The 19,215-nt window shown below is 41.4% G+C and carries 16 protein-coding genes and 1 pseudogene; 4 read left to right on the top strand and 13 right to left on the bottom strand.

Translation table 11 applies throughout. The annotated features are described in order from the left end of the window. Positions 1-463: 463 nt before the first annotated feature. The gene (locus V7K27_RS28335) at positions 464-901 is read left to right on the top strand and encodes a CAAD domain-containing protein (protein ID WP_334951713.1); all 438 of its coding nucleotides are present in this window, start codon (positions 464-466) and stop codon (positions 899-901) included. A 194-nt stretch (positions 902-1,095) separates the two neighbouring features. On the opposite strand, the gene V7K27_RS28330 is transcribed toward V7K27_RS28335, so the two are convergent. Together V7K27_RS28330 and V7K27_RS28325 are read right to left on the bottom strand one after the other, a co-directional pair. Further along, positions 1,096-2,247 (bottom strand): S-layer homology domain-containing protein, encoded by a 1,152-nt coding sequence (locus V7K27_RS28330; RefSeq protein ID WP_334951712.1) that lies wholly within the window; start codon positions 2,245-2,247, stop codon positions 1,096-1,098. A 94-nt stretch (positions 2,248-2,341) separates the two neighbouring features. Next, positions 2,342-3,171: pseudogene (locus tag V7K27_RS28325) on the bottom strand (Uma2 family endonuclease). 368 nt (positions 3,172-3,539) lie between these two features. On the opposite strand from V7K27_RS28325, the gene V7K27_RS28320 reads away from it, so the two are divergent. Further along, a complete protein-coding gene (locus tag V7K27_RS28320) occupies positions 3,540-4,898 on the top strand; it encodes a sensor histidine kinase (RefSeq protein ID WP_334951710.1) in 1,359 nt (452 codons plus the stop codon). 231 nt (positions 4,899-5,129) lie between these two features. On the opposite strand, the gene V7K27_RS28315 is transcribed toward V7K27_RS28320, so the two are convergent. The 11 genes from V7K27_RS28315 to V7K27_RS28265 all read right to left on the bottom strand — a co-directional run bounded on the left by V7K27_RS28315 (position 5,130) and on the right by V7K27_RS28265 (position 16,914). Next, positions 5,130-6,209 carry a sensor histidine kinase gene (locus tag V7K27_RS28315; protein ID WP_334951708.1) on the bottom strand — a complete coding sequence of 360 codons (1,080 nt, stop codon included), beginning with the start codon at positions 6,207-6,209 and terminating at the stop codon, positions 5,130-5,132. A gap of 7 nt (positions 6,210-6,216) precedes the next feature. After that, positions 6,217-7,374, bottom strand: coding sequence for an FIST signal transduction protein (locus V7K27_RS28310; protein WP_334951706.1), 1,158 nt, complete (start codon positions 7,372-7,374; stop codon positions 6,217-6,219). A gap of 476 nt (positions 7,375-7,850) precedes the next feature. Beyond that, a complete protein-coding gene (locus V7K27_RS28305) occupies positions 7,851-9,365 on the bottom strand; it encodes a glycosyl hydrolase family 57 (protein WP_334951705.1) in 1,515 nt (504 codons plus the stop codon). Positions 9,366-9,760: 395 nt separating this feature from the next. Beyond that, on the bottom strand, positions 9,761-10,633 hold the full coding sequence (locus V7K27_RS28300) for an SDR family NAD(P)-dependent oxidoreductase (protein WP_334951704.1): 873 nt from the start codon (positions 10,631-10,633) through the stop codon (positions 9,761-9,763). A gap of 1,558 nt (positions 10,634-12,191) precedes the next feature. Then, positions 12,192-14,336 (bottom strand): peptidase domain-containing ABC transporter, encoded by a 2,145-nt coding sequence (locus V7K27_RS28295; RefSeq protein ID WP_334951703.1) that lies wholly within the window; start codon positions 14,334-14,336, stop codon positions 12,192-12,194. 111 nt (positions 14,337-14,447) lie between these two features. Beyond that, positions 14,448-14,702 (bottom strand): hypothetical protein, encoded by a 255-nt coding sequence (locus V7K27_RS28290; protein WP_334951702.1) that lies wholly within the window; start codon positions 14,700-14,702, stop codon positions 14,448-14,450. A gap of 461 nt (positions 14,703-15,163) precedes the next feature. Then, entirely contained in the window at positions 15,164-15,442 is a 279-nt protein-coding gene (locus V7K27_RS28285) for a hypothetical protein (RefSeq protein ID WP_334951700.1), read from the bottom strand. Between the two features lie 72 nt (positions 15,443-15,514). Continuing rightward, positions 15,515-15,796, bottom strand: a complete 282-nt coding sequence (locus V7K27_RS28280) for a hypothetical protein (RefSeq protein WP_334951698.1) — start codon at positions 15,794-15,796, stop codon at positions 15,515-15,517. 88 nt (positions 15,797-15,884) lie between these two features. After that, complete coding sequence (locus tag V7K27_RS28275) at positions 15,885-16,166, bottom strand: hypothetical protein (protein ID WP_334951696.1); 282 nt, start codon at positions 16,164-16,166, stop codon at positions 15,885-15,887. 84 nt (positions 16,167-16,250) lie between these two features. Then, positions 16,251-16,532, bottom strand: a complete 282-nt coding sequence (locus V7K27_RS28270) for a hypothetical protein (protein WP_334951694.1) — start codon at positions 16,530-16,532, stop codon at positions 16,251-16,253. Positions 16,533-16,614: 82 nt separating this feature from the next. Continuing rightward, positions 16,615-16,914 (bottom strand): hypothetical protein, encoded by a 300-nt coding sequence (locus V7K27_RS28265; protein WP_334951692.1) that lies wholly within the window; start codon positions 16,912-16,914, stop codon positions 16,615-16,617. Between the two features lie 714 nt (positions 16,915-17,628). Here V7K27_RS28265 and V7K27_RS28260 point away from each other — a divergent pair. Together V7K27_RS28260 and V7K27_RS28255 are read left to right on the top strand one after the other, a co-directional pair. Continuing rightward, entirely contained in the window at positions 17,629-17,796 is a 168-nt protein-coding gene (locus V7K27_RS28260; protein ID WP_334951690.1) for a hypothetical protein, read from the top strand. A 69-nt stretch (positions 17,797-17,865) separates the two neighbouring features. Beyond that, positions 17,866-19,200 carry an HlyD family efflux transporter periplasmic adaptor subunit gene (locus V7K27_RS28255; RefSeq protein ID WP_334951689.1) on the top strand — a complete coding sequence of 445 codons (1,335 nt, stop codon included), beginning with the start codon at positions 17,866-17,868 and terminating at the stop codon, positions 19,198-19,200. Positions 19,201-19,215 lie beyond the last annotated feature (15 nt).

The raw sequence follows: 19,215 nt of genomic DNA, 5'->3' as shown, positions 1-19,215 counted from the left end.
ACACAAAAAGTTTTATTACGTATTAATATCAATACGAATGCGTTAATTGACGAACGCGGCTTAAGATAGCTTTAATATCAGATCAAATCGGCTTCTAGGCTTATATAAATGAGAGGTAGACTGATTTTTGCATGATTTGTACTTAGATTTAGTACGATTATGAGCAAATGACACGGAATGGGATAATCACAACCTGAGGATTCCAGTTGATTCCAAAAAATAGAACTCAGAAGGTTGATTATAATACATCCTGCTGCCTTCTGAGTTATATCCTCCTACTGACTGTCTACCTTGTAGTTGATGCAGTAGGTATTAGGTGGCGATTATGGTTATAGGATACTAAAACCCTTTTGTACCCTTTACCCAATTGTACTGATGCACAAGTGCATTACCTAATCAACAGGCTTTTGGTTGTAATTATCCAGATTAGAAAAACTCAACTGTCAAATTTATGGGAGTGAAAATGCCAGAACAAGAATTTACCGAAACCGCATCCAAAGAGACTACAGTGGCAGAGATCAACAACCAAACGGGAAGCATCACCAAACTTCAGCCTCCCGCGCAGTCTCAAGACGAATGGCTAAAATACGGAGAGCAAATTTCTAGCTTTTTAGCAACATTGCCAGAATATCTGGGAAGCTTCTTTAATCAATATAAGCAACCCCTGGTAACAGTTGGTTTAATTGTGGGATCAATTGTTGGGGTTAAAGTACTCTTGGCAATATTAGATGCTTTGAATGATATCCCCTTGGTAGCACCTACTTTTGAGTTGATTGGTATTGGTTACTCTGCTTGGTTTGTTTACCGCTATTTACTCAAAGCCTCAACCAGGAAAGAGTTAACTGGTGAAATCACCGTTCTGAAATCACAAGTTGTCGGTAAAGAAATTCCAGAAGCTTAATATCTAATTATCGCTTCTCTACCAGACGCTCTTGCTAGCTTGCTCCTGTGTAGGAGTACGCTCTAATTCTAAATCACAGAAGTCTGATCGCCGGAAGTCGGCGATCGCACTTCTCTGAAAATTTCCCAATGCTCACTGTGCCACTTTCCGAAGTATTGATTCTGAATTCTGAATTCTGGATTCTGCATTCTTCTTCAATGAGACGAACCTCTGTCGGACAATTTCCCCTTTGGGTTCGGTTTTGGAGTCTGCGAAAGTTCTGAAGAGATTTTGGGCAATCGCACTATACTTTGAGATGGAATTGCCTTCAACTTGCCACGTTTTACTAAAGCTTGATGAATCATCGCCGCCACTTCAGATCGACTAGCTACTTTGTTGGGATCAAGAATTTGTGGATTTGGATAGTTAACTACCAGACCATTGGCTGTAGCAGTGGCTATTTTGCTATTAGCATAGTTTGGAATATTTTTAGCATCTTTAAAGACACTTAATATCTGATTTGGGGAAGTGGGTGCTTTCAAATTCAACCCACTGACAAGGGCAACTAAAACTTGCACTCGTGAAATATTTTGTTGTGGTTTGAAGGTTTTTTTCGGGTAGCCTTTGAGAAATCCGGCACTGATGGCTTCGTCAATTGCTGGAGTTGCCCAGAATTTTGGTGGTACATCTTGAAATGCGATCGCAGTCTTAGACGGTTCTTGCTCAAAAGCTTTTTGGAGTATAGCAGCAAATTCGGCGCGGTTTACAGCCTGATTTGGTCTAAAAGAATAATCAGGAAACCCCTTGAGAATACCACGGGAAGAAAGAACGTCTATAAAAGGCCGACCCCAAAAATTATTGGGCACATCGTTAAATGCAATTGGTGGTGGAATGATTGATTTTGGTTTTGCCGGAGTTACTAAAGGCAACGCTGATGATCTAATTGATGACTCAAGTCCTGTTGAAGAGGATACAGGTGTCTGTGGTTGTGGGGATTGAGTTGGGATTACCTGAGCAGATGGTAACACTGCGCGGTCAGGAGTTGCGCTGTTAGTCGGGAATGAAGGGGTCTTGGGATCAACAACAGCCTCTGGTGGAGATGATGGCAAAACGTTGAATCTAGGGACTGCATTTGGTTCTACCTTGGGAGTAGGGGAGGGCAATAGTTGATTTGGTTGAACACTACCAGACGGAGTGGAAGAAGGCGACAGTAGCGCGTTTAAGTTCCAGCTAGAATCCCTGCGGGACAATGACCAAAAAAGAATCGCTCCGATAGTGGTGAAGGCAACCAGAATCGCTATAAATTCATCAAAGCCAAGGGGAGTTTTTTGGGATGACTCCGGTTCGGAGGGAGGTCTATTTGTCATCGTGATTACCCTGATAGCAGTAAAATTTGTGTCTAAACAAATTAAGCCACAAATTTAATTCGTAATTCGTAATTCGTAATTCATAGTAAACCTATTAGGCTTCTGGTTCAATGCCGAGCGATCGCAATTGGGCAGTTAGGCGATCGGCTCTTTCGCGTTCCTGTTCTGCTCTTTCGCGTTCCTGTTCTGCCCTTTGACCTTCCTGTTCGGCTCTTTCGTGTTCCTGTTCTGCTCTTTCATCACCACTCAACAACAAATTACCTTGTAAATCCCACCAACGCAGCCAGGGTAATTCCACATTCTGATAAACTCCTTGCCATAAGCCTAATTCAACACCCAAAGAAACTATAGGATAATGTCCTCGTTCATTTGCTGGTAACACCTGATACTGTCTTTCAATCAGATGATAAACTTCTATACTGGCTTTACTCACTTCATAAATGCCATAGAAGGGAGGACGAATCACCTGCTCATAAACCCAAAATTTACCCTTCCAAGGAGTTTTATCTCGTTCCTCTACACCATTGCCAGAGACAAATTCTAAGACAATCAACGGGGCAATAGACTCTTGCCACAACACATAAGAACGTCGCGTTTGCCCATTTAGCAAAAACGGTACATTCGGTACATAAAACCAATCTGGTGCTTCTGCGCCTTTTTCAGGGGGATCAGTCAAGCGCCAGTAAATGCCTAAGTCCTGGCCAATACAATATTGATCTTCAGGATTTAATTGCTTGAGGACGGGTGTAATCGAGTCAGTTAGTAAGATGCTTTGAGGATGCTCTTGCCAATTTTTCGCGCCAGTTCGCACAACGGGGGGAACCCCCGCAAGCGACTGGCTTACAAACGTGCGATCAGAGTCTGGAAGTTGAGTATGGTCAGGGAAAGGGTGAGAGCAGTGGGTGGATTGGTTGTAGAGGTCATAACGCTACCTTTGCACTCTTTGTAAAGGTTGTTTTTAGTGTAGCTTGCGATCGCACTTCTTTATATTCTCCACCCAGATGAGAAATTGCCCGCCAGTTGCTTCCAGTCGCCTAGGGCAAGATATTAAAACGATTTTCACCTTGAAAGGGCTAGTACCGCACGGCGTAAATAAGCCACCCATTTGAAATGTCTCAAACCCTTGCAAACAATTAATTACGAATTACGAATTACGAATTACGAATTCCGCCTTGCGGTACTAGTCGTGCTAGATACCTAAAGCGAAACCGAATTTAGAGGGTGACAAAATGTAAAATATTAACTTATTGTTTACCTAATATTTGTAATATTTGTAAAAATCAGGGTGTCTAGTGTCAGAAGAATTCAGTTACCAAATCTCACCGCCATTTTTGTCTCTTGGTAGCGATCGCGATCTCGGTTTAGAGTCAACCCTCCAAGAACTTCCCATGTATAACTTCCCAGTGGAAATCAACCGCACTGGGATGGAAGTGGCTCATTTTTTGGAAAAATACCCCCTGCTACCAGGAGTAATTTTGGTAGAACAGGGAAAGTTCATTGGGATGATTTCGCGGCGACGACTGCTGGAATTTTTGATTCGCCCCTATGGACAAGAGTTATTTGTTCAGCAACCATTAACCGTTCTCTACAGCTATGCGCGGATACCGATGTTGCTGCTGGCTGATACAACATCGATTTTAACTGCGATGCAACTGAGCTTAAAGCGATCGCCAGAATTATTAGCAGAACCAATTGTAGTACAAACACAATCTGGTGCTTATAGATTGTTGGATGTTCAAGAATTGAATATTATTTCTTGGCAAATTCGGGGAATCGACAATCTGGTGCGGTATGAACGCAGCCAAGCCCAAATGATTCAAAATGATAAAATGGCAAATCTGGGGCGTTTGGTAGACGGCGTAGCACACGAAATTTTAGACCCAGTAGGTTTTATTTGGGGTAATATAATTTATGTTTCAACCTACAGCCAAGATTTACTCAAGCTGATAGCGGCTTACGACAAAGAATTACCATCAGCTTCCCAGGCAATTAATCAGATTAAAGAAGATATTGAATTTGATTTTTTAGAACAAGATTTGTCGCGATCGCTTGCTAGTATCCGCACTGGAGCGGAAAGATTAAAAAAACTTGTCACCAGCTTACAAAACTTCTGTCATATCGATGAACTTTATCCCAAGCCGGTAGATTTACACGCCTGCATAGATAGTATTATCTTATTAATTAATAGTCGTCTTCAAGGAGAAATTGAAATCGTCAAATACTACGGTCAATTGCCGCCAGTATATTGCTTTATGGGGCAGTTAAATCAGGTTTTGATGAATATTTTCAGCGAAATTGTGGATACTTTACTCAATGAAGCCGTGCGACAGCAGTTGCATCTAGAAGATACAAAGACTGTTCAAAAACCCCGAATTGAGATTACCACAGAAGTTATTTCACAAGAAGCAAGCAACCCCGATGCACCCGATTCTCGCTGGGTTTTAATTCGGATTGCTGACAATGGTTCTGGAATGTCTCAAGAATTGCAACAGCAAATTATCGAGTCTTTTTCTCTGGAAAAAAAGACTGGTAAAAATACTAGTTTAGCAGTAAGTTATCGAATTATCACCGCGAGACATGGCGGAAAATTGAGTTTTAATTCACAGATTGGTATAGGTACTGAATTTGAAATCTTATTGCCTTTAGTTTGATTGATTCTAAGCTCGACTTTATTTGCATTCTTACCCCCCTTAATCCCCCCGATGTATTGGGTGGAAACCGGAAAATCTAGTTCCCTCACGCCACATGCTTCAAGTCGGGCATTGCCCGCCCAACGCAGTGGCTCCCCAATCTATCGGGGAGGGTTAGGATGGGGTAAAAAAATATTTGATACCGACAAGAGGACTTTTCAAACATCCTCTAAATTACGAATTACGAATTATTTAAATTACTGACAAAACTTGCTGCTGGATAGGAATTTGAACCACAAACTCCGTTCCTTTTCCAGGCATCGAAAAAAAATCTAACTTACCGCCATGTTTTTCGGTGATGATTTGATAGCTGATAGCCATTCCCATTCCTGTTCCCTTACCGACAGATTTTGTTGTAAAGAAGGGATTGAAAATCTGTTTTTGAATCGATTCGGGAATTCCAGATCCATTGTCTGCGATCGCAATTTTCACCCATTGCAAATCAACAACAGAAGTACTAATCGCGATCCGACTGGGATTAAGCTGGATTTCTTGATAAGTTCGTTTGGTATTAAATTCTTCCAGCGCATCGAGCGCATTTACTAAAATGTTCATAAATACTTGGTTTAGCTGTCCAGCATAGCATTCTACATTGGATAAATTGCCGTAATCTCTGATCACCTGAATTTCTGGGCTTTTATCAGTGGCTTTGAAGCGGTGCTGCAAAATCATCAAAGTATTATCGATGCCTTCATGAACATCCACGGCTTTAAAATCACTTTCATCCAAACGAGAGAAGTTACGCAGTGAAAGCACAATATCCCGAATACGCTCCGTCCCGATATTCATTGAGTTCAATACCATAATCGCGTCTTTTTGCAAAAACTCTAAATCGATGGTTTTGCGTTCCGTTTGAATTTCAGCAGGTGGGTTGGGGTAGTAACAGTGATAAAGCTCTACCAGTCGTAGTAAGTCATGAGTGTATTGGCTGATATGGCTGAGATTTCCATAAATAAAGCTAACGGGATTGTTGATTTCGTGAGCAATCCCAGCTACCATTTGACCCAAAGCAGACATCTTTTCACTTTGAATCATTTGAGCTTGCATTTTATGCAAACTATCTAATGTATTTTCTAACTCTTGGCTTCTGTGCTGCAAGTTTGTCCGAGAGTCTTCTAAATCAGAAATAACTTTCTTAAGTAAAAATTCCTTTGTTGCAATGTCAGTTTCTAACTGACAGCGTTCAGCTTTGCAGCGTTCCAGCTTTTTTTGGAAGATGCGGTTTGCCTTTTCCAATGCTTGTATATGTATGGAATAGTCCTGGTTATCCATACACTACTCATTTTGTCCCTATTAATAGTGTGACAAACGTTTTATTATGACATTGCGTTTGACCTTTGCCCACCAAAGGAGCAATTTCACCGTAAGCATAGAAACCACAGCAGGGCAATGCTTCTGGTAAGTGCTTTTTGATCAGCTGATATTCTTCTCTGGCCAGAGTCCCAAGAATTCGCCGCCGGGCTGCACAGGAAATAAGTAACGCTGCTGTTGGTTCGACACCAGGATAATTAGCCAGAGCATTTTTCAAAGATGTCTCAGAAGCTGACAGAATATTGTCACGAGTCGCATCAGTAATTTGCACAACTGCCTGTTCAGGAATATCTAAGAAGAATGTGACGCTACCAGACTGTCGATCGTAGCCATTGGGTGCCCGCAAATAGAAATGATCTTGATCTTCAAAAACTGCCAGGGCATGAATCGCATAGTTGGCCGCAAATCTTTCTTCACCGAGATAGTGTTGATAGAAATCTAAGGCACGCTGTCCATCAATTTCATAGACTATGTTGCCATCCACTTTAGTTACACGGCTACGTTGGCTGATGGGAGTCCAACCACCAGCAACTCCGTGGGAAAATAGGAGTTTTCCAGAAAATAACAGCACTGGAACTGAATCACTTAACACTTCACCCTGAAAGAATTGGTAAGTTTTGTCAAAGGTATAATCATCGGCAGTCATTCCCCCAATGATGGGAATATGCACTCCCAGGCTTTGTTTTAAACTTTCTAAAATTAAGACCCCATTGCTCGTTAGACTATCGGGAAAAGTAAGACACAATTGTGGTAATGATGCACTCTTTGCCTTGGCTTGGGCGATCGCTTGTTGGGCTGCAAAGGCTGGATTTTTGGATGCTTCTCGTCCAATACCTGCCCGAATTTCCATTTCATCGCTAGCAAACAGCATTAAGGTTAGAGAATCTTGCTGAAACTCCAGAATTGAGGAGATTTCTCCATTTGTAGTTCCACCAATCAACTCAATTCCGGGAAAAGCATTCTGGATGCATTGCAAAATTAACGCATGGTCAAAGTCAATAGCAGTGAACAAAAGTCCAGCTTGAGGAATTGACCCTGCTAGGGAACGGCTACATTCTTGCAGAACTTCAGCGATCGCACTTTGAGAATCAGGATCGTCACTATGACCAACAACAACTCGAAACACAACTACCTCATTGTAAGTTTAAATATCAGCGTGCTAATCCAATTCCGAAGGCAGCACCTAGCAACCTACAATTTAGTCTTCCCACTTATTTGAACTAAATCTCAATTCACCCGACTTTTTATTTTCCCCCACAGCCAGGGCAATGGAATAGAGCCTCCGGCACGCTGACGCGATCGCGGCTACACAAACAACAGCCACACCGACCTGGGCTAAGAGAAATAGAACTTACGCAAAACAACCTCTTAGGGGCAATTCATGAATTGCCCCTAAGAGGTTGTTTGAAAAGTTCTCTTCTCGGTAGCAAAACGTTTTAGATCCCCCTAAATCCCCCGATAAATTGGGGGACTTTGATTCCGGTTCCCCCCTTTTTAAGGGGGGTTAGGGGGGATCAATAAGTGCCTAAAGTCACAACGAAACACTTTTCAAACATCCTCTAAGAAGAAAATCATTCTTTTCGGCTATTGTTTGCGCCCTTTTCACGGCAATAAATTTTCGCCACGTTGGTAAATTTCCCGTGCATAGTCAGTCCAAGCACCTTGTCCCCAATAACGAAAACAACTGGTTTGCAGCAAAAGGTTATGTAGAAGAACGTTACGGTAATGAGATTGTCTAGTTATCGGTTCTGCTGAGTCAACTTGCTGTAATCTATCAACTTTTTGATGAAATAAACTGCTTAGTTGATACATAGGAGACAACACATTTTCATATCCTTTCACCCAACTGATATGATTTGTCCACGAGGCTCCATCCATGTGAAAATTAGAGTTGATTTGCTTTAATTCTTGAATCGCATTCTCTACAGCTTCCGGTTGACTATTGTCTGGTGAAACTCGCTCCCAAATCTGATGTTGTCCCACTGGCTGACAAGTTGGATAATCTTCAGGTTTGCATCCAGCAGCTTCGATTAATTCTAAATATTCTGTACCACACATCCCGACAAAACCTGATTTTCCTCCCCCGTTATTCACCATATCCCACCAAGCTTGTTTAAAAGCGCTAGGAAATTCATTCATCATCACACCGCCATTTTCACCATCTCCAATTTGGCTAACTATTGGTGGCACAAAAACACTGCCGATTTGTTGTTTAGATAAGGTTTTAGCTTCATAATAAGGCTGCATTTGGGCGACTAATTTAGTATCAGAGCCTTGGGTTTTAATTAAGGCTGTAATGCTAATTGTTTCGCCTTGGGAATTGCGGGCAATCAGACGATGTGGTAAATGTTTATGAGTAAGAGATTGACCGTTAATTGTTTCTACAGAATGTTCTTGAACAAGTAGCCAGCGATATCCACATTCTTTCAGCGCTTTCACAAATTCAAAGAGAGCATCAGGGTGATTTGGTAAGTGCATTTCTGGCGGCGAAAATCCTTTGACTCGCGCTAGTGCTTCCCAGCCAAAAATTGCTGCAAAGTGATGTTGCCATGCAATGATCTGCAATTTAATATCTGCTATGGGTGTGGAAGGAATAACTGCATGGCTCCACATTGTACCCAGCCATTCTACATAAGGTTGGTATGTGCGAGCCTCCGAAGGAGGAGCTTCGCTAACGCAAGTGATCCGTTTGAGATTATCGAGAATATCACCGCGTCCCATTTGTCGCAATCCCCACAAAAGATTACCTGAGTAATCCAACATTACACGGGGATTGCAACCTTGATTTACAAGTTCGGGGATCAAGTCTCCCATGCGGCTGTAACAATAAGCAAAAGCATCTGCATTGTGGTTATCCCCAACATTTGGATGTTCAAACATATATTGCAGATTGCTGATCAGTGTACCATCATTTCCCGCAGGTATAGTTGGCTGGTGCATGTGTAAGGCGATCGCAAACACAGCATTTACGTCTTCTAAGCGGATATTGGTTGTTGGTAAAAATACTGGTTGATCATGGTTAACTACAGAGAGAACCTCTGTTTCCCAACCAGAAATATTTGGTAAGCCATCAATGATTTCGGGCAAAGGAGTGAGAGTTGTCGGGAAGGAAAGCATTTCTGGTTGCTCCGAAATAAGTTACATATATTATATCTATCAAATTTGCGTGAGTATCTAATAGCACTTGGCTCAGTATAGATACCCTGAGCCATAATATTTTTACAGCTATTTTCAGGTAAATAGACCACGCGGTAGGGGCACAGCATTGCTGTGCCCCTACGACAGATGTGGTTCAAATACATGAAAACTGCTGTAATTTGGTGATTTTCAGTAACCGCGAACTCAGGCCGTCTACCCAGATATTCGCCTCAAAAAATTTAGAACTTACAGCAGATTTCAAGGGAAGTGAAGTACACAACGATTCGTCCCAAAGCCAGGTATAAAACCTGTTTTACTTCTGAATTCTGACTCCTGAATTCTGAATTCTGCTGTATGTGGGATCGCGTCAAAGATCATGTTCTTGACAAGAACATATCGCCGAAACGATGGATTCTCGTCAAAAAACTCAGTTTCGGGATCAGCTTGTTCAGTCTTTCACGAGGCTGTTGTTTTGTTGATGCTGGCGGAGTTGCTATTCTTAAAATTAGCTCTAGCAACCAAGGGGCAAGGCGTTGACACAACACGGCTAAATGACTTTGCCATCCAACTAAAATTTCTGCTGAATCATTTTGCATTCCGGTGACGAGTGCTTTAGCCACCTGCTGGGAAGTCATGGGGATCACCCAGCGAAATAATTTTAAGTCGCGCATCATGTCTGTGTCTGTGAGGGAAGGCAGTAATGCAATCACGCGGATATTATAGTCAGCTAGTTCGCGCCGCAAGGCTTCGGTAAATCCCAAAATTGCAAACTTGGTGGCGGAGTAAGTCGCCATCGTCGGTGCTGCTACTTTCCCCATCAGACTCGATACATTAACAATAGTTCCTTGTCTTTGGCTGGCCATGCGTCGAGCAATCAGACTAGTCAGGTTGTACATTCCGAACAAGTTCACAGAGAGTTCTTCTTGAACTTGGGGCATTTTAGATTGCAAAAACGAGCTTTGGTATGCAACTCCCGCACAATTAACTAGCAGGTGAATCTGTCCGTAATTGCGCCATAGTTGGGCAACAGCGATATTCACTTCAATTGTCTGCGTTAAATCTAATGCCACGATCGCAGTTTCTGTTCCCATCGCCTCGATTTCCTTAGCTACCTCAACTAACTTTTGGCGATCGCGTGCTACTAATATCAGCCGCTTAATGCCTAGTTGCGCTAGTTCGAGGGCGATCGCTCGTCCAATCCCACGGGAAGCCCCTGTAATTAGGGCTACTTTACCTTGAATCTCCATTGGTTTTATCCTCCAAAATCTAAGTCTTACCAAACTCTTCGTTATTGCCGACCGACACAATCACAGCCACTCCCTTATCGGCACAAGTAAGACAAATAATCAATTGCAATTCAAATCAAACTGAAACTAAGCCTTTAACAACGAGATATTTCTTGGTTAATCTGCGATCGCTCATAATTGTCTATACGAGGCAGAAATTTCTCCTTTTTAACCCGTCAAAGCCTAACACACTTGGCTGAATGCACGTAGCTCATAGATTTTATTTCTCCTAGATCCGAGCGCTCATCAGCATCGTTGTCATACACACGTTAGCAATTAAATCAAGTTATTGCAATATTCTTTAATCAGGATTTCTTAATAGTTCTTAACCACAAGTATATATATGGAAAAGATTTTATTAAATAAGTTTTTATTAATACCTCAGTACAAATATCCCGATTTCCTGACAATTAACCCCAATTTTGGGGAATTGTGATTTCCAAGTCATAGCTAAGAAACAAAAAATACATATAGGTTTTGGTTTATGGTTGCAACACTTAGGTTTTTCAGCTATTTCGCAGACATGCAGTAGTATATTTACTGCTTTATTTAAAATCAAGGTTTCTGATTGATATTTAAAAAAAAATAGAAGAGAGTTAAATTATTATCTTTAATCCAAATTAGGACGGCATATTTATCTGCTAAAACTTTAGGAAAAATGGTAACTTGTTTAGCTTTAGCTTTGAGTTCATCAAGGAAATGGTTGAGACTTGCTTGGTGTGTAGCAAACTTAAATCATTCATCAACAACAAGATCCCCGACTTCTCTAAGAAATCAAGGATCTAAAGCTTTCAATCTTCACAAATCAAATAAGATTGCTCTAGCTAAAACTACGAGCAAGTAAGTGAGCAAGAATAAATCAAACTATGTGTTTATGCCTAGAAAGAAATAGCCCTACCCCTTAATTCTGACTTTTCACGTTGTATGGAAAAGCCCACCAAAAACCTAATACCATTTCACACAAACCCTGATACATATAGATTTCTCGTAGGGGTACAGCAATGCTCATTGGTGTAAACTTAACGTGAAAAGGGCGGTTAGAAACCGCGTCTACACGAGGCTTAACCCACCTCCGTGGGTTAAGAACCCTTGATTTTGTATTAGTCCACGGAGGTGGACTTTGTTTGTGTAGCCGCGAATTCTATTCGCCCTGGCTCTAAGTTGACACGCATGAGCATTGATGTACCCCTACCAACGTATTTGTATCATTATTAAAGTAAAACGGTATAACCCACCAATCCTCTTCCCGTATTGGGAAGGGGACAAATTCAAAGTCTCTCTCCTAAAATGCTACAGTGTACACATAAGTCATCGAATTATCCAGAACAAAACCTCACCCTGTCCTGACGGACATCCCTCTCCTTACTAAGGAGAGGGACAGGTTTTGCGTAGCAAAACCAGGGTGAGGTTTCTTTGGGCTATTCGATAAACCGTAAATTGCCTCAACAGAGACTTGTGTCTACACCGTAGCTTTTTAGGAGAGAGGTTTTCCAGATACCGTGAAAAGTTAGCCCCTTAATTAAGGAGTTAAAAAATCTAAATGGTTTCCTGGTTGGGCACGCAAATCTTCCACAGTCCCCTGAATTTGTAACTTGCCTTGATTAAGCAACACAATCCAATCAGCACGGGTAATTACTCTAGGACGGTGGCTAATCAGGATCGTGGTTTTACCTTTGCGGTGGGATAACAGTTGATCTAAAACTTGAGCTTCACTAACTGGATCGAGTCCAGCAGTTGATTCATCTAAAATCAGGACTGGTGGATCGTTAATGATCGCTCTGGCGATCGCCAGTCTTTGGCGTTGTCCACCAGAAATATTTGAACCAAATTCACCTAATACAGTTTGATATTTTTCAGGTAATTTACTAATAAAATCGTCTGCCTCAGCAATTTTGCAAGCATTGACAATTTGCTCAAAGGTAACGTGAGGAGAACCTAAGCGAAAGTTTTCAACAATTGTGCGACTCCAAAAATGAGCATCTTGAGGAACGAGAACAATTTGTTGCCGCAAACAATCGAGGGCTAGGTCTTGCAGATTATAAATACCAATGCGAATGTTGCCAGAAATAGGCGTATATAATCCGGCTATCAGTTTAGCAAAAGAACTTTTTCCACAGCCAGATGTACCAATTATGGAAATAACTTTACCGCCAGGAATCGTCAGGGAAAAATCTTCCAGTAGCTCTAGCCTGCCGGCGTAGTGAAAGTTTAAGTTTGTACAAATAATATCTGCATTACTAGGAATTTTCGCAAAGGGTTTGTTAGCATCGTCTTTAGTTTCAGGTGTGGAATCGATAACTTCTGTTAAGCGTTCCGTGGCAGTTTTCGCACGCATGAATTCATCTACAAATCCGATCACAGCACCGATGAATGCCAAAAAATTCCCATTCATCCCGTTAAATGCCAGCAGTTGACCGATGCTGAGTTCCTTACTAATAACGAGGGTGCTGCCGAAACCAATCAAACTAACGCTGCCAATAGCATAAACTAGCCCAGAAAAGATGCTGTTAATAATTCCAATCTGAATTGTGCGAAATGTTTGGTTTGATAGCCGACCAAATCTGTTCTGGAATTCTTCCCAAAATTGAGGACCGGCAGTAGTAGTTTTGAGTGTCAGCGCTCCTTTAAAGCTTTCAACGAGAACGCCCTGGTTTTCCGCGTCTAAGACCAATATACTTCTGATTTTTTGTTGAAGTGTAGGCAGGAAAACCACCGTAGATAAACTCATCACAATAGCAACAACGACAGCAACAAAGGTGAGTTTCCAGCTATAGAACACCATGAAACCCAAAGAAATCACTCCGATAAACAAGCTGCTAGGCAGACTGATAACTGCTTGAGTAACTAGCTGATTAATTTGTTGAATATCTTGCAATCTACTAACAATCTCGCCACTCCGACGTGATTCATAGTAAGTCAGAGGCAACCGCAAGATTGTCCTGGCAAATTCTAGAACTAGCCCTAACTCAAGCCGTTGGGCAAAATTGGCAATCAGATTAGATTGAACTAGTTGCAGACTACTTGACACCAAATTCATCACCACAACCGCAATAATCACACCACCAAGAAGCTTGGTATCACCTCGAACTAGTACATCATCCGTTAGAATTTGAAGTAGGAAAGGAGACGTTAACGAAAGCAGACCAATAACTATAGCGCAGAGAAAAGCCTCGAATATTATGCCTCCATAAGGCAATGCACGCCGCGCAAAGCGCCAAAGACCGTTAACTTTATCATCCGGTTGAGCATAAAAGCGAACCGAATCTGGCTCTAGTAAAAGCATTACTTGATCTGACCAAGCCTCCGTTAATTCTTTTCTAGAGACATAACGGATATTAGCTGCTGGGTCGGCAACTATATATTTCTTGCCTTTCTGACCATACAAAACAACCCAGTGGTAGCCTTTCCAGTGAATGATTGCTGGCAGTGGTGCTTGGTTCATTCGATCTAATATTTCTTTTGATGCCCTGACCGAACGCGCATTAAAACCAAGTGCCTCAGCTCCCCGCCTCAATCCCAACAATGTTGTTCCTAATTGCCCAGTACCTACCGCTTCCCGGATGCGATTTAGTGTAAAGCTACGCCGATAATGTTTGGCAACGGAAGCAAGACAAGCAGCTCCACAATCTTCTTCACTATGTTGTGTAACAACTTGGTATTTCATTTCACACTCCAGTACCCAATAACATAGTGACAAAACCTAAAAAAATAGCAGGGTTTAATCCCTGCGTGGTTAAAAATTTGACCAACCAGTTTAGTTTTACTATCATACCAATCAAAACAAACCAAAACTTATGGGGGATAGCAAGTCTGATAGTGCTTTATCTGAAATTACTCCTCCTTTGATACTTTTCACAACTTTTGTAGTTGATGTTGATTTAACTGCTGGTTTCTTTACTCCTGGTTTCGCAAGTGATGACTTGACTTTAATAATATTCCCATTAGAAAATGACACGCTGCCACCACATAGGCTTGCTTCTTCAGTTTCAGTCAGGGACATAAACATTGAGAAGATTTGAGTGCTTTTCATGATTCTAGTTAACCCAAGTTGCTAATTACGAGTTTTGAACTTTATACAAAACGACTGGGATTCAAGATGGATATGGTCGATTTCTCAGCTAGCGCTTGTTTTGCTATTTGATTGCTCAAGGGTGAGCAGTACCTTTAGGGAAAAGCGCCATTGATATCAATAATGATATTGACGGTTGCTATTCGGCAACCATCAATATTATTTCGTTAAGTTTGTTGAAGAAAAGTAGGCGGGTAGCAATAAACCTATGTTAGGATTAGTCAAATTCAAGAAAGAGCTAATCACTTGATTAGGATTAAGTCAATTAGCAATTTCCTACCGTACAAAAACAGCTTCACCTGGGTAAACAGAGTAAATTGTTTAACGTGCGGTCATTCATTTTGGTAAAGGCGCGGTTAACGTGTCTTTACGTTTACTATTGCCGCTCTACTAACCTCATAATCTTACCTAAATCAGGTGCATTAAGGTGCATTAGTTGCAACTGGGTTGGAAGTAGCGTTGTTAGTTACGCTTCCACCATTTGCATCTGCGCTAATAGGAGACTTAACGATCACAACCGGTGCACTGCCGCCGGTTATGGTGATATTACCAGCCTTGCCGCCGTCACCGCCAATACCTACTTGATTAATTTTGCTCAAAGCTAAGGCAAGGTTGAGGTATGACTTATAGTCCTTCTTGGTACCACCAGACAGATTGGCTTCTTCGTTGGCGGTTAATGTCGTGAACAATGTGCTTTGCATAATCGTTAGTTCTCACTTAGTTTGATACTTGAAAAGAAGCCGCGCTACATCAACGCCAGGTAATACTTTAACTTAATCAGGTGCATTAACCCCAACTGGGTTGGCAGTAGCGTTGTTAGTTACGCTTCCACCATTTGCATTTGCGCTAATAGGAGACTTAACGATCACAACCGGTGCGCTGCCGCCGGTTATGGTGATCTTACCAGCAGTGCCGCCGTCGCCGCCAACACCTACTTGATTAATTTTGCTCAAAGCTAAGGCAAGGTTGAGGTATGACTTATAGTCCTTCTTGGTACCACCAGATAGATTAGCTTCTTCGTTGGCGGTTAATGTCGTGAACAATGTGTTTTGCATAATCTTAGTTCTCACTTAGTTTGATACTTGAAAAGAAGCGGCGCTAGCTACATCAGCGCCACGTAATACTTTAACCTCAGCAGGCGCACTAAGGCGCATTAACTGCAACTGGGTTGGAAGTAGCGTTGTTTTTTACGCTTCCACCATTTGCATCTGCGCTAACAGGAGACTTAACAAGCACAACAGGTGCACTGCCGCCGCCGATAGTGATCTTACCAGCCTTGCCGCCGTCGCCACCAACACCTACTTGATTAATTGTGCTCAAAGCTAAAGCAGCGTTGACGATTGCCTTATAGTCCTTGGGTTTGTTACCACCAGACAGATTGGCTTCTTCGTTGGCGGTTAATGTCGTGAACAATGTGTTTTGCATAATCTTAGTTCTCACTTAGTTTGATACTTGAAAAAAAGCGATGCCACATCAGAGGCACGTAATACTTTAATCTAAGCAGGCGCACTAAGGCGCATTAACTGCAACTGGATTGGAAGTAGCGTTGTTAGTTACGCTTCCACCGTTTGCATCTGCGCTAACAGGAGACTTAACAAGCACAACAGGTGCACTGCCGCCGCCGATAGTGATCTTACCAGCCTTGCCGCCGTCGCCACCAACACCTACTTGATTAATTGTGCTCAAAGCTAAAGCAGCGTTGACGATTGCCTTATAGTCCTTGGGTTTGTTACCACCAGACAGATTGGCTTCTTCGTTGGCGGTTAATGTCGTGAACAATGTGCTTTGCATAATCTTAGTTCTCACTTAGTTTGATACTTGTTTGATACTTGAAAAGAAGTGATGCCACATCAGAGGCACGTAATACTTTAACTTAACCAGGAGCATTAACTGCAACTGGGTTGGAAGTAGCGTTGTTAGTTACGCTTCCACCGTTTGCATTTGCGCTAACAGGAGAATCAACGAGCACAGCACCACCTGATTTTTTGCCGCCGATAGTGATATTACCAGCCGTGCCGCCGTCGCCGCCAACACCTACTTGGTTAATTGCGCTCGAAGCAACGGCTAGATTAGCAAGTATGGACTTAACTTTAGGATCTTTCTTTTTCTTGTTACCACCAGACAGATTGGCTTCTTCGTTGGCGGTTAATGTTGTGAACAATGTGCTTTGCATAATTTTAGTTTTCGCTTGCTTGATTGTTGGGATTAAAGTCAGGTTACTGCAAAGTAATAAATATAAACATAAAAAACGTATATTTAGTTACTTTTTTCGCTCCCTTAAATGTATTATACGACTCTTGCTCTAAAGGTCAAGCAAGTATTTTTTTAAGAATTATGTATTACACCTGTTCAGCATTGATACTACATAGTTATTGTTTATACAAATTATTAATTAAAAATAGTTTTTATTTCTCAAGAAATTGTAGACGTGAATATACATTGATATAAATATGGCGATCTAAAAACAGAATTTTACCCCAAAATGTATAACTTAAGCTTATTACGTATTAATGCTGATGAAATAACGATAATGCCCATATTTAAAGATATAGTAAAGTAAACGTACAAATTTTTTATACCAACGCTACTTAAATAGGTTGATCGAACTCAAAACTGGGATTCTGCATCTTTGGCTAAGTATCCTTATGTAAAAATGTTTTCCGGCGAATTATTGTATACAGCAGTATTCTGATTTTATATAATTTCTTTTAATATAAAAAGGCTTAAGCTTGCTTAATTATTGATTGATTGGAAAAAAGCTTTATTTATTGTACAAAGCTTTTGTAAATAAATAAAGAAGAGATAAAATTTTGGATGAAAATTATAAAGATTTGGTGTTCGTACTAAAGTGCGCTAATTGTTATTTAAACTTAACAGGATGTAAACCTTGTATTTACATACTAAATACATCCAGGCAAGGCACTTATCACTAATCAAAGCAAAAGCCGTCGCTTTCGCCCTGGAGGGCGAAAACGCCAAACTTATGGGAGTTTTGCCAAAAAAAATAATTGAAACGGAAGAGGGCTTTTATTTTTTGGATATCCCTAAATCTTAGTCGTCATGCTAACGCTAGGTAGATTTTTTTGCTAGATTATTTACACAAACAAAATGTTTTTTACAATTCATGCTAATTGACCCCCAAGCAGACTTTCTTCGCCTAGTCGAAAACGACGAATATCTTCCGCCAGTCAGTATATGGACAAGGTTGGGAGGGATATTTTTAATTGGAAGTGTTGGCACTGCCTTCGGACTTGCTAGTGTCATTCAATACAACATAATAGTGAAAGCTGATGCTACTGTCCGCCCAACCGGAGAAATACGGTTAGTGCAAGCAGCAGCTGAGGGAACAATCATAAGTATCAAGGTTAAAGAAAATCAAGTTGTGAAAAAGGGAGATACGATCGCACTGATCGACAACTCCCAATTGCAAACTAAAAAAAGCCAAATACTCGGAACTATTCAGCAGAATCAGTTACAACGATCGCAAATCGATGCACAACTCAAAGCGCTAAAAGCTCAAATGGCTGCTGAGTCTAATGCAATGCGACAGGCGATCGCATCTGCAAAATCAGACTTGAGTCGCAACAAAAGAGACTATCAAGATAAGCAAATCACTACTCAGACGGAAGTACAAGAATTAGAAGCCTCTCTTGAATTAGCTAGACAGCAACTCAAGGGATATGAGCAGCTGGGAAATACAGGCGCGATCGCTACTCTCGAAATTAAAGAAAAAGAACAAGCTTTTAAAGCTGCTACTGCTAGACTGGAAAATGCTAAAGCTGGACTGAATCCTAGTGATGCTAATGTGGCGATCGCCCAAGAACGCATTGCTCAAGAATTGACAAAGGGTGAATCTACCCTGGCTCAATTGAACAAAGAGGAAGAGGAAATCATCAGGCGTCAAGTTGAAATCCAAAACCAAATTAGCAGCGCTCAACAAGACCTTAAACAAATTTTTACGGAACTGCAAAAAACTGTAATTCGTACCTCAGAGGCCGGTACTATCCTCAAACTAGAATTAAGAAATGCTGGGCAAGTTGTGCGTCCTGGGGATGTAATCGCTCAAATTGCTCCCAACAAAGCCCCTCTGGTGATCAAAGCCCGTGTTGCAGCTTCTGATATTAGTAAAGTGAAGCTGTGTAAAGTCGCACAAGTAACAAAATGTCCAGAGGGGGAAGTAAAAATGCGGGTTTCTGCGTATCCGTACCCAGATTATGGAATCCTCCAAGGTGCTGTCAGAGATATTAGTGCCGACGCCATTACATCTCAAGGTAATAGTAATATTCCAATTGCACCTTACTATGAAGTGACAATTGAGGGACAGAAACTTTATTTAAAAAAGGGCGATAAATCGTATCCTCTTAAAGCAGGGATGGAAATTTCAGCGGAAATCATTTCCAAAAAAGAAACTCTACTAACATTTATTCTGAGAAAAGCAAGGCTGTTAACAGATTTATAGGCAGATGCGGAAGCG

The organism is Nostoc sp. (assembly GCF_036919575.1).
Taxonomy (GTDB): domain Bacteria; phylum Cyanobacteriota; class Cyanobacteriia; order Cyanobacteriales; family Nostocaceae; genus Nostoc.
Note: the sequence above shows the minus strand (reverse complement) of the source record. Positions and strands in the feature narration are given on the sequence as shown.

What these genes read in the sequence shown, in the direction of transcription:
- V7K27_RS28285 (WP_334951700.1), bottom strand. Translation starts at nt 15,442, where the DNA reads ATGCAAAGCACATTGTTCACGACATTAACCGCCAACGAAGAAGCCAAT.
- V7K27_RS28290 (WP_334951702.1), bottom strand. Translation starts at nt 14,702, where the DNA reads ATGAAAAGCACTCAAATCTTCTCAATGTTTATGTCCCTGACTGAAACT.
- V7K27_RS28265 (WP_334951692.1), bottom strand. Translation starts at nt 16,914, where the DNA reads ATGCAAAGCACATTGTTCACAACATTAACCGCCAACGAAGAAGCCAAT.
- V7K27_RS28305 (WP_334951705.1), bottom strand. Translation starts at nt 9,365, where the DNA reads ATGCTTTCCTTCCCGACAACTCTCACTCCTTTGCCCGAAATCATTGAT.
- V7K27_RS28270 (WP_334951694.1), bottom strand. Translation starts at nt 16,532, where the DNA reads ATGCAAAGCACATTGTTCACGACATTAACCGCCAACGAAGAAGCCAAT.
- V7K27_RS28330 (WP_334951712.1), bottom strand. Translation starts at nt 2,247, where the DNA reads ATGACAAATAGACCTCCCTCCGAACCGGAGTCATCCCAAAAAACTCCC.
- V7K27_RS28295 (WP_334951703.1), bottom strand. Translation starts at nt 14,336, where the DNA reads ATGAAATACCAAGTTGTTACACAACATAGTGAAGAAGATTGTGGAGCT.
- V7K27_RS28275 (WP_334951696.1), bottom strand. Translation starts at nt 16,166, where the DNA reads ATGCAAAACACATTGTTCACGACATTAACCGCCAACGAAGAAGCCAAT.
- V7K27_RS28280 (WP_334951698.1), bottom strand. Translation starts at nt 15,796, where the DNA reads ATGCAAAACACATTGTTCACGACATTAACCGCCAACGAAGAAGCTAAT.
- V7K27_RS28315 (WP_334951708.1), bottom strand. Translation starts at nt 6,209, where the DNA reads ATGGATAACCAGGACTATTCCATACATATACAAGCATTGGAAAAGGCA.
- V7K27_RS28255 (WP_334951689.1), top strand. Translation starts at nt 17,866, where the DNA reads ATGCTAATTGACCCCCAAGCAGACTTTCTTCGCCTAGTCGAAAACGAC.
- V7K27_RS28300 (WP_334951704.1), bottom strand. Translation starts at nt 10,633, where the DNA reads ATGGAGATTCAAGGTAAAGTAGCCCTAATTACAGGGGCTTCCCGTGGG.
- V7K27_RS28335 (WP_334951713.1), top strand. Translation starts at nt 464, where the DNA reads ATGCCAGAACAAGAATTTACCGAAACCGCATCCAAAGAGACTACAGTG.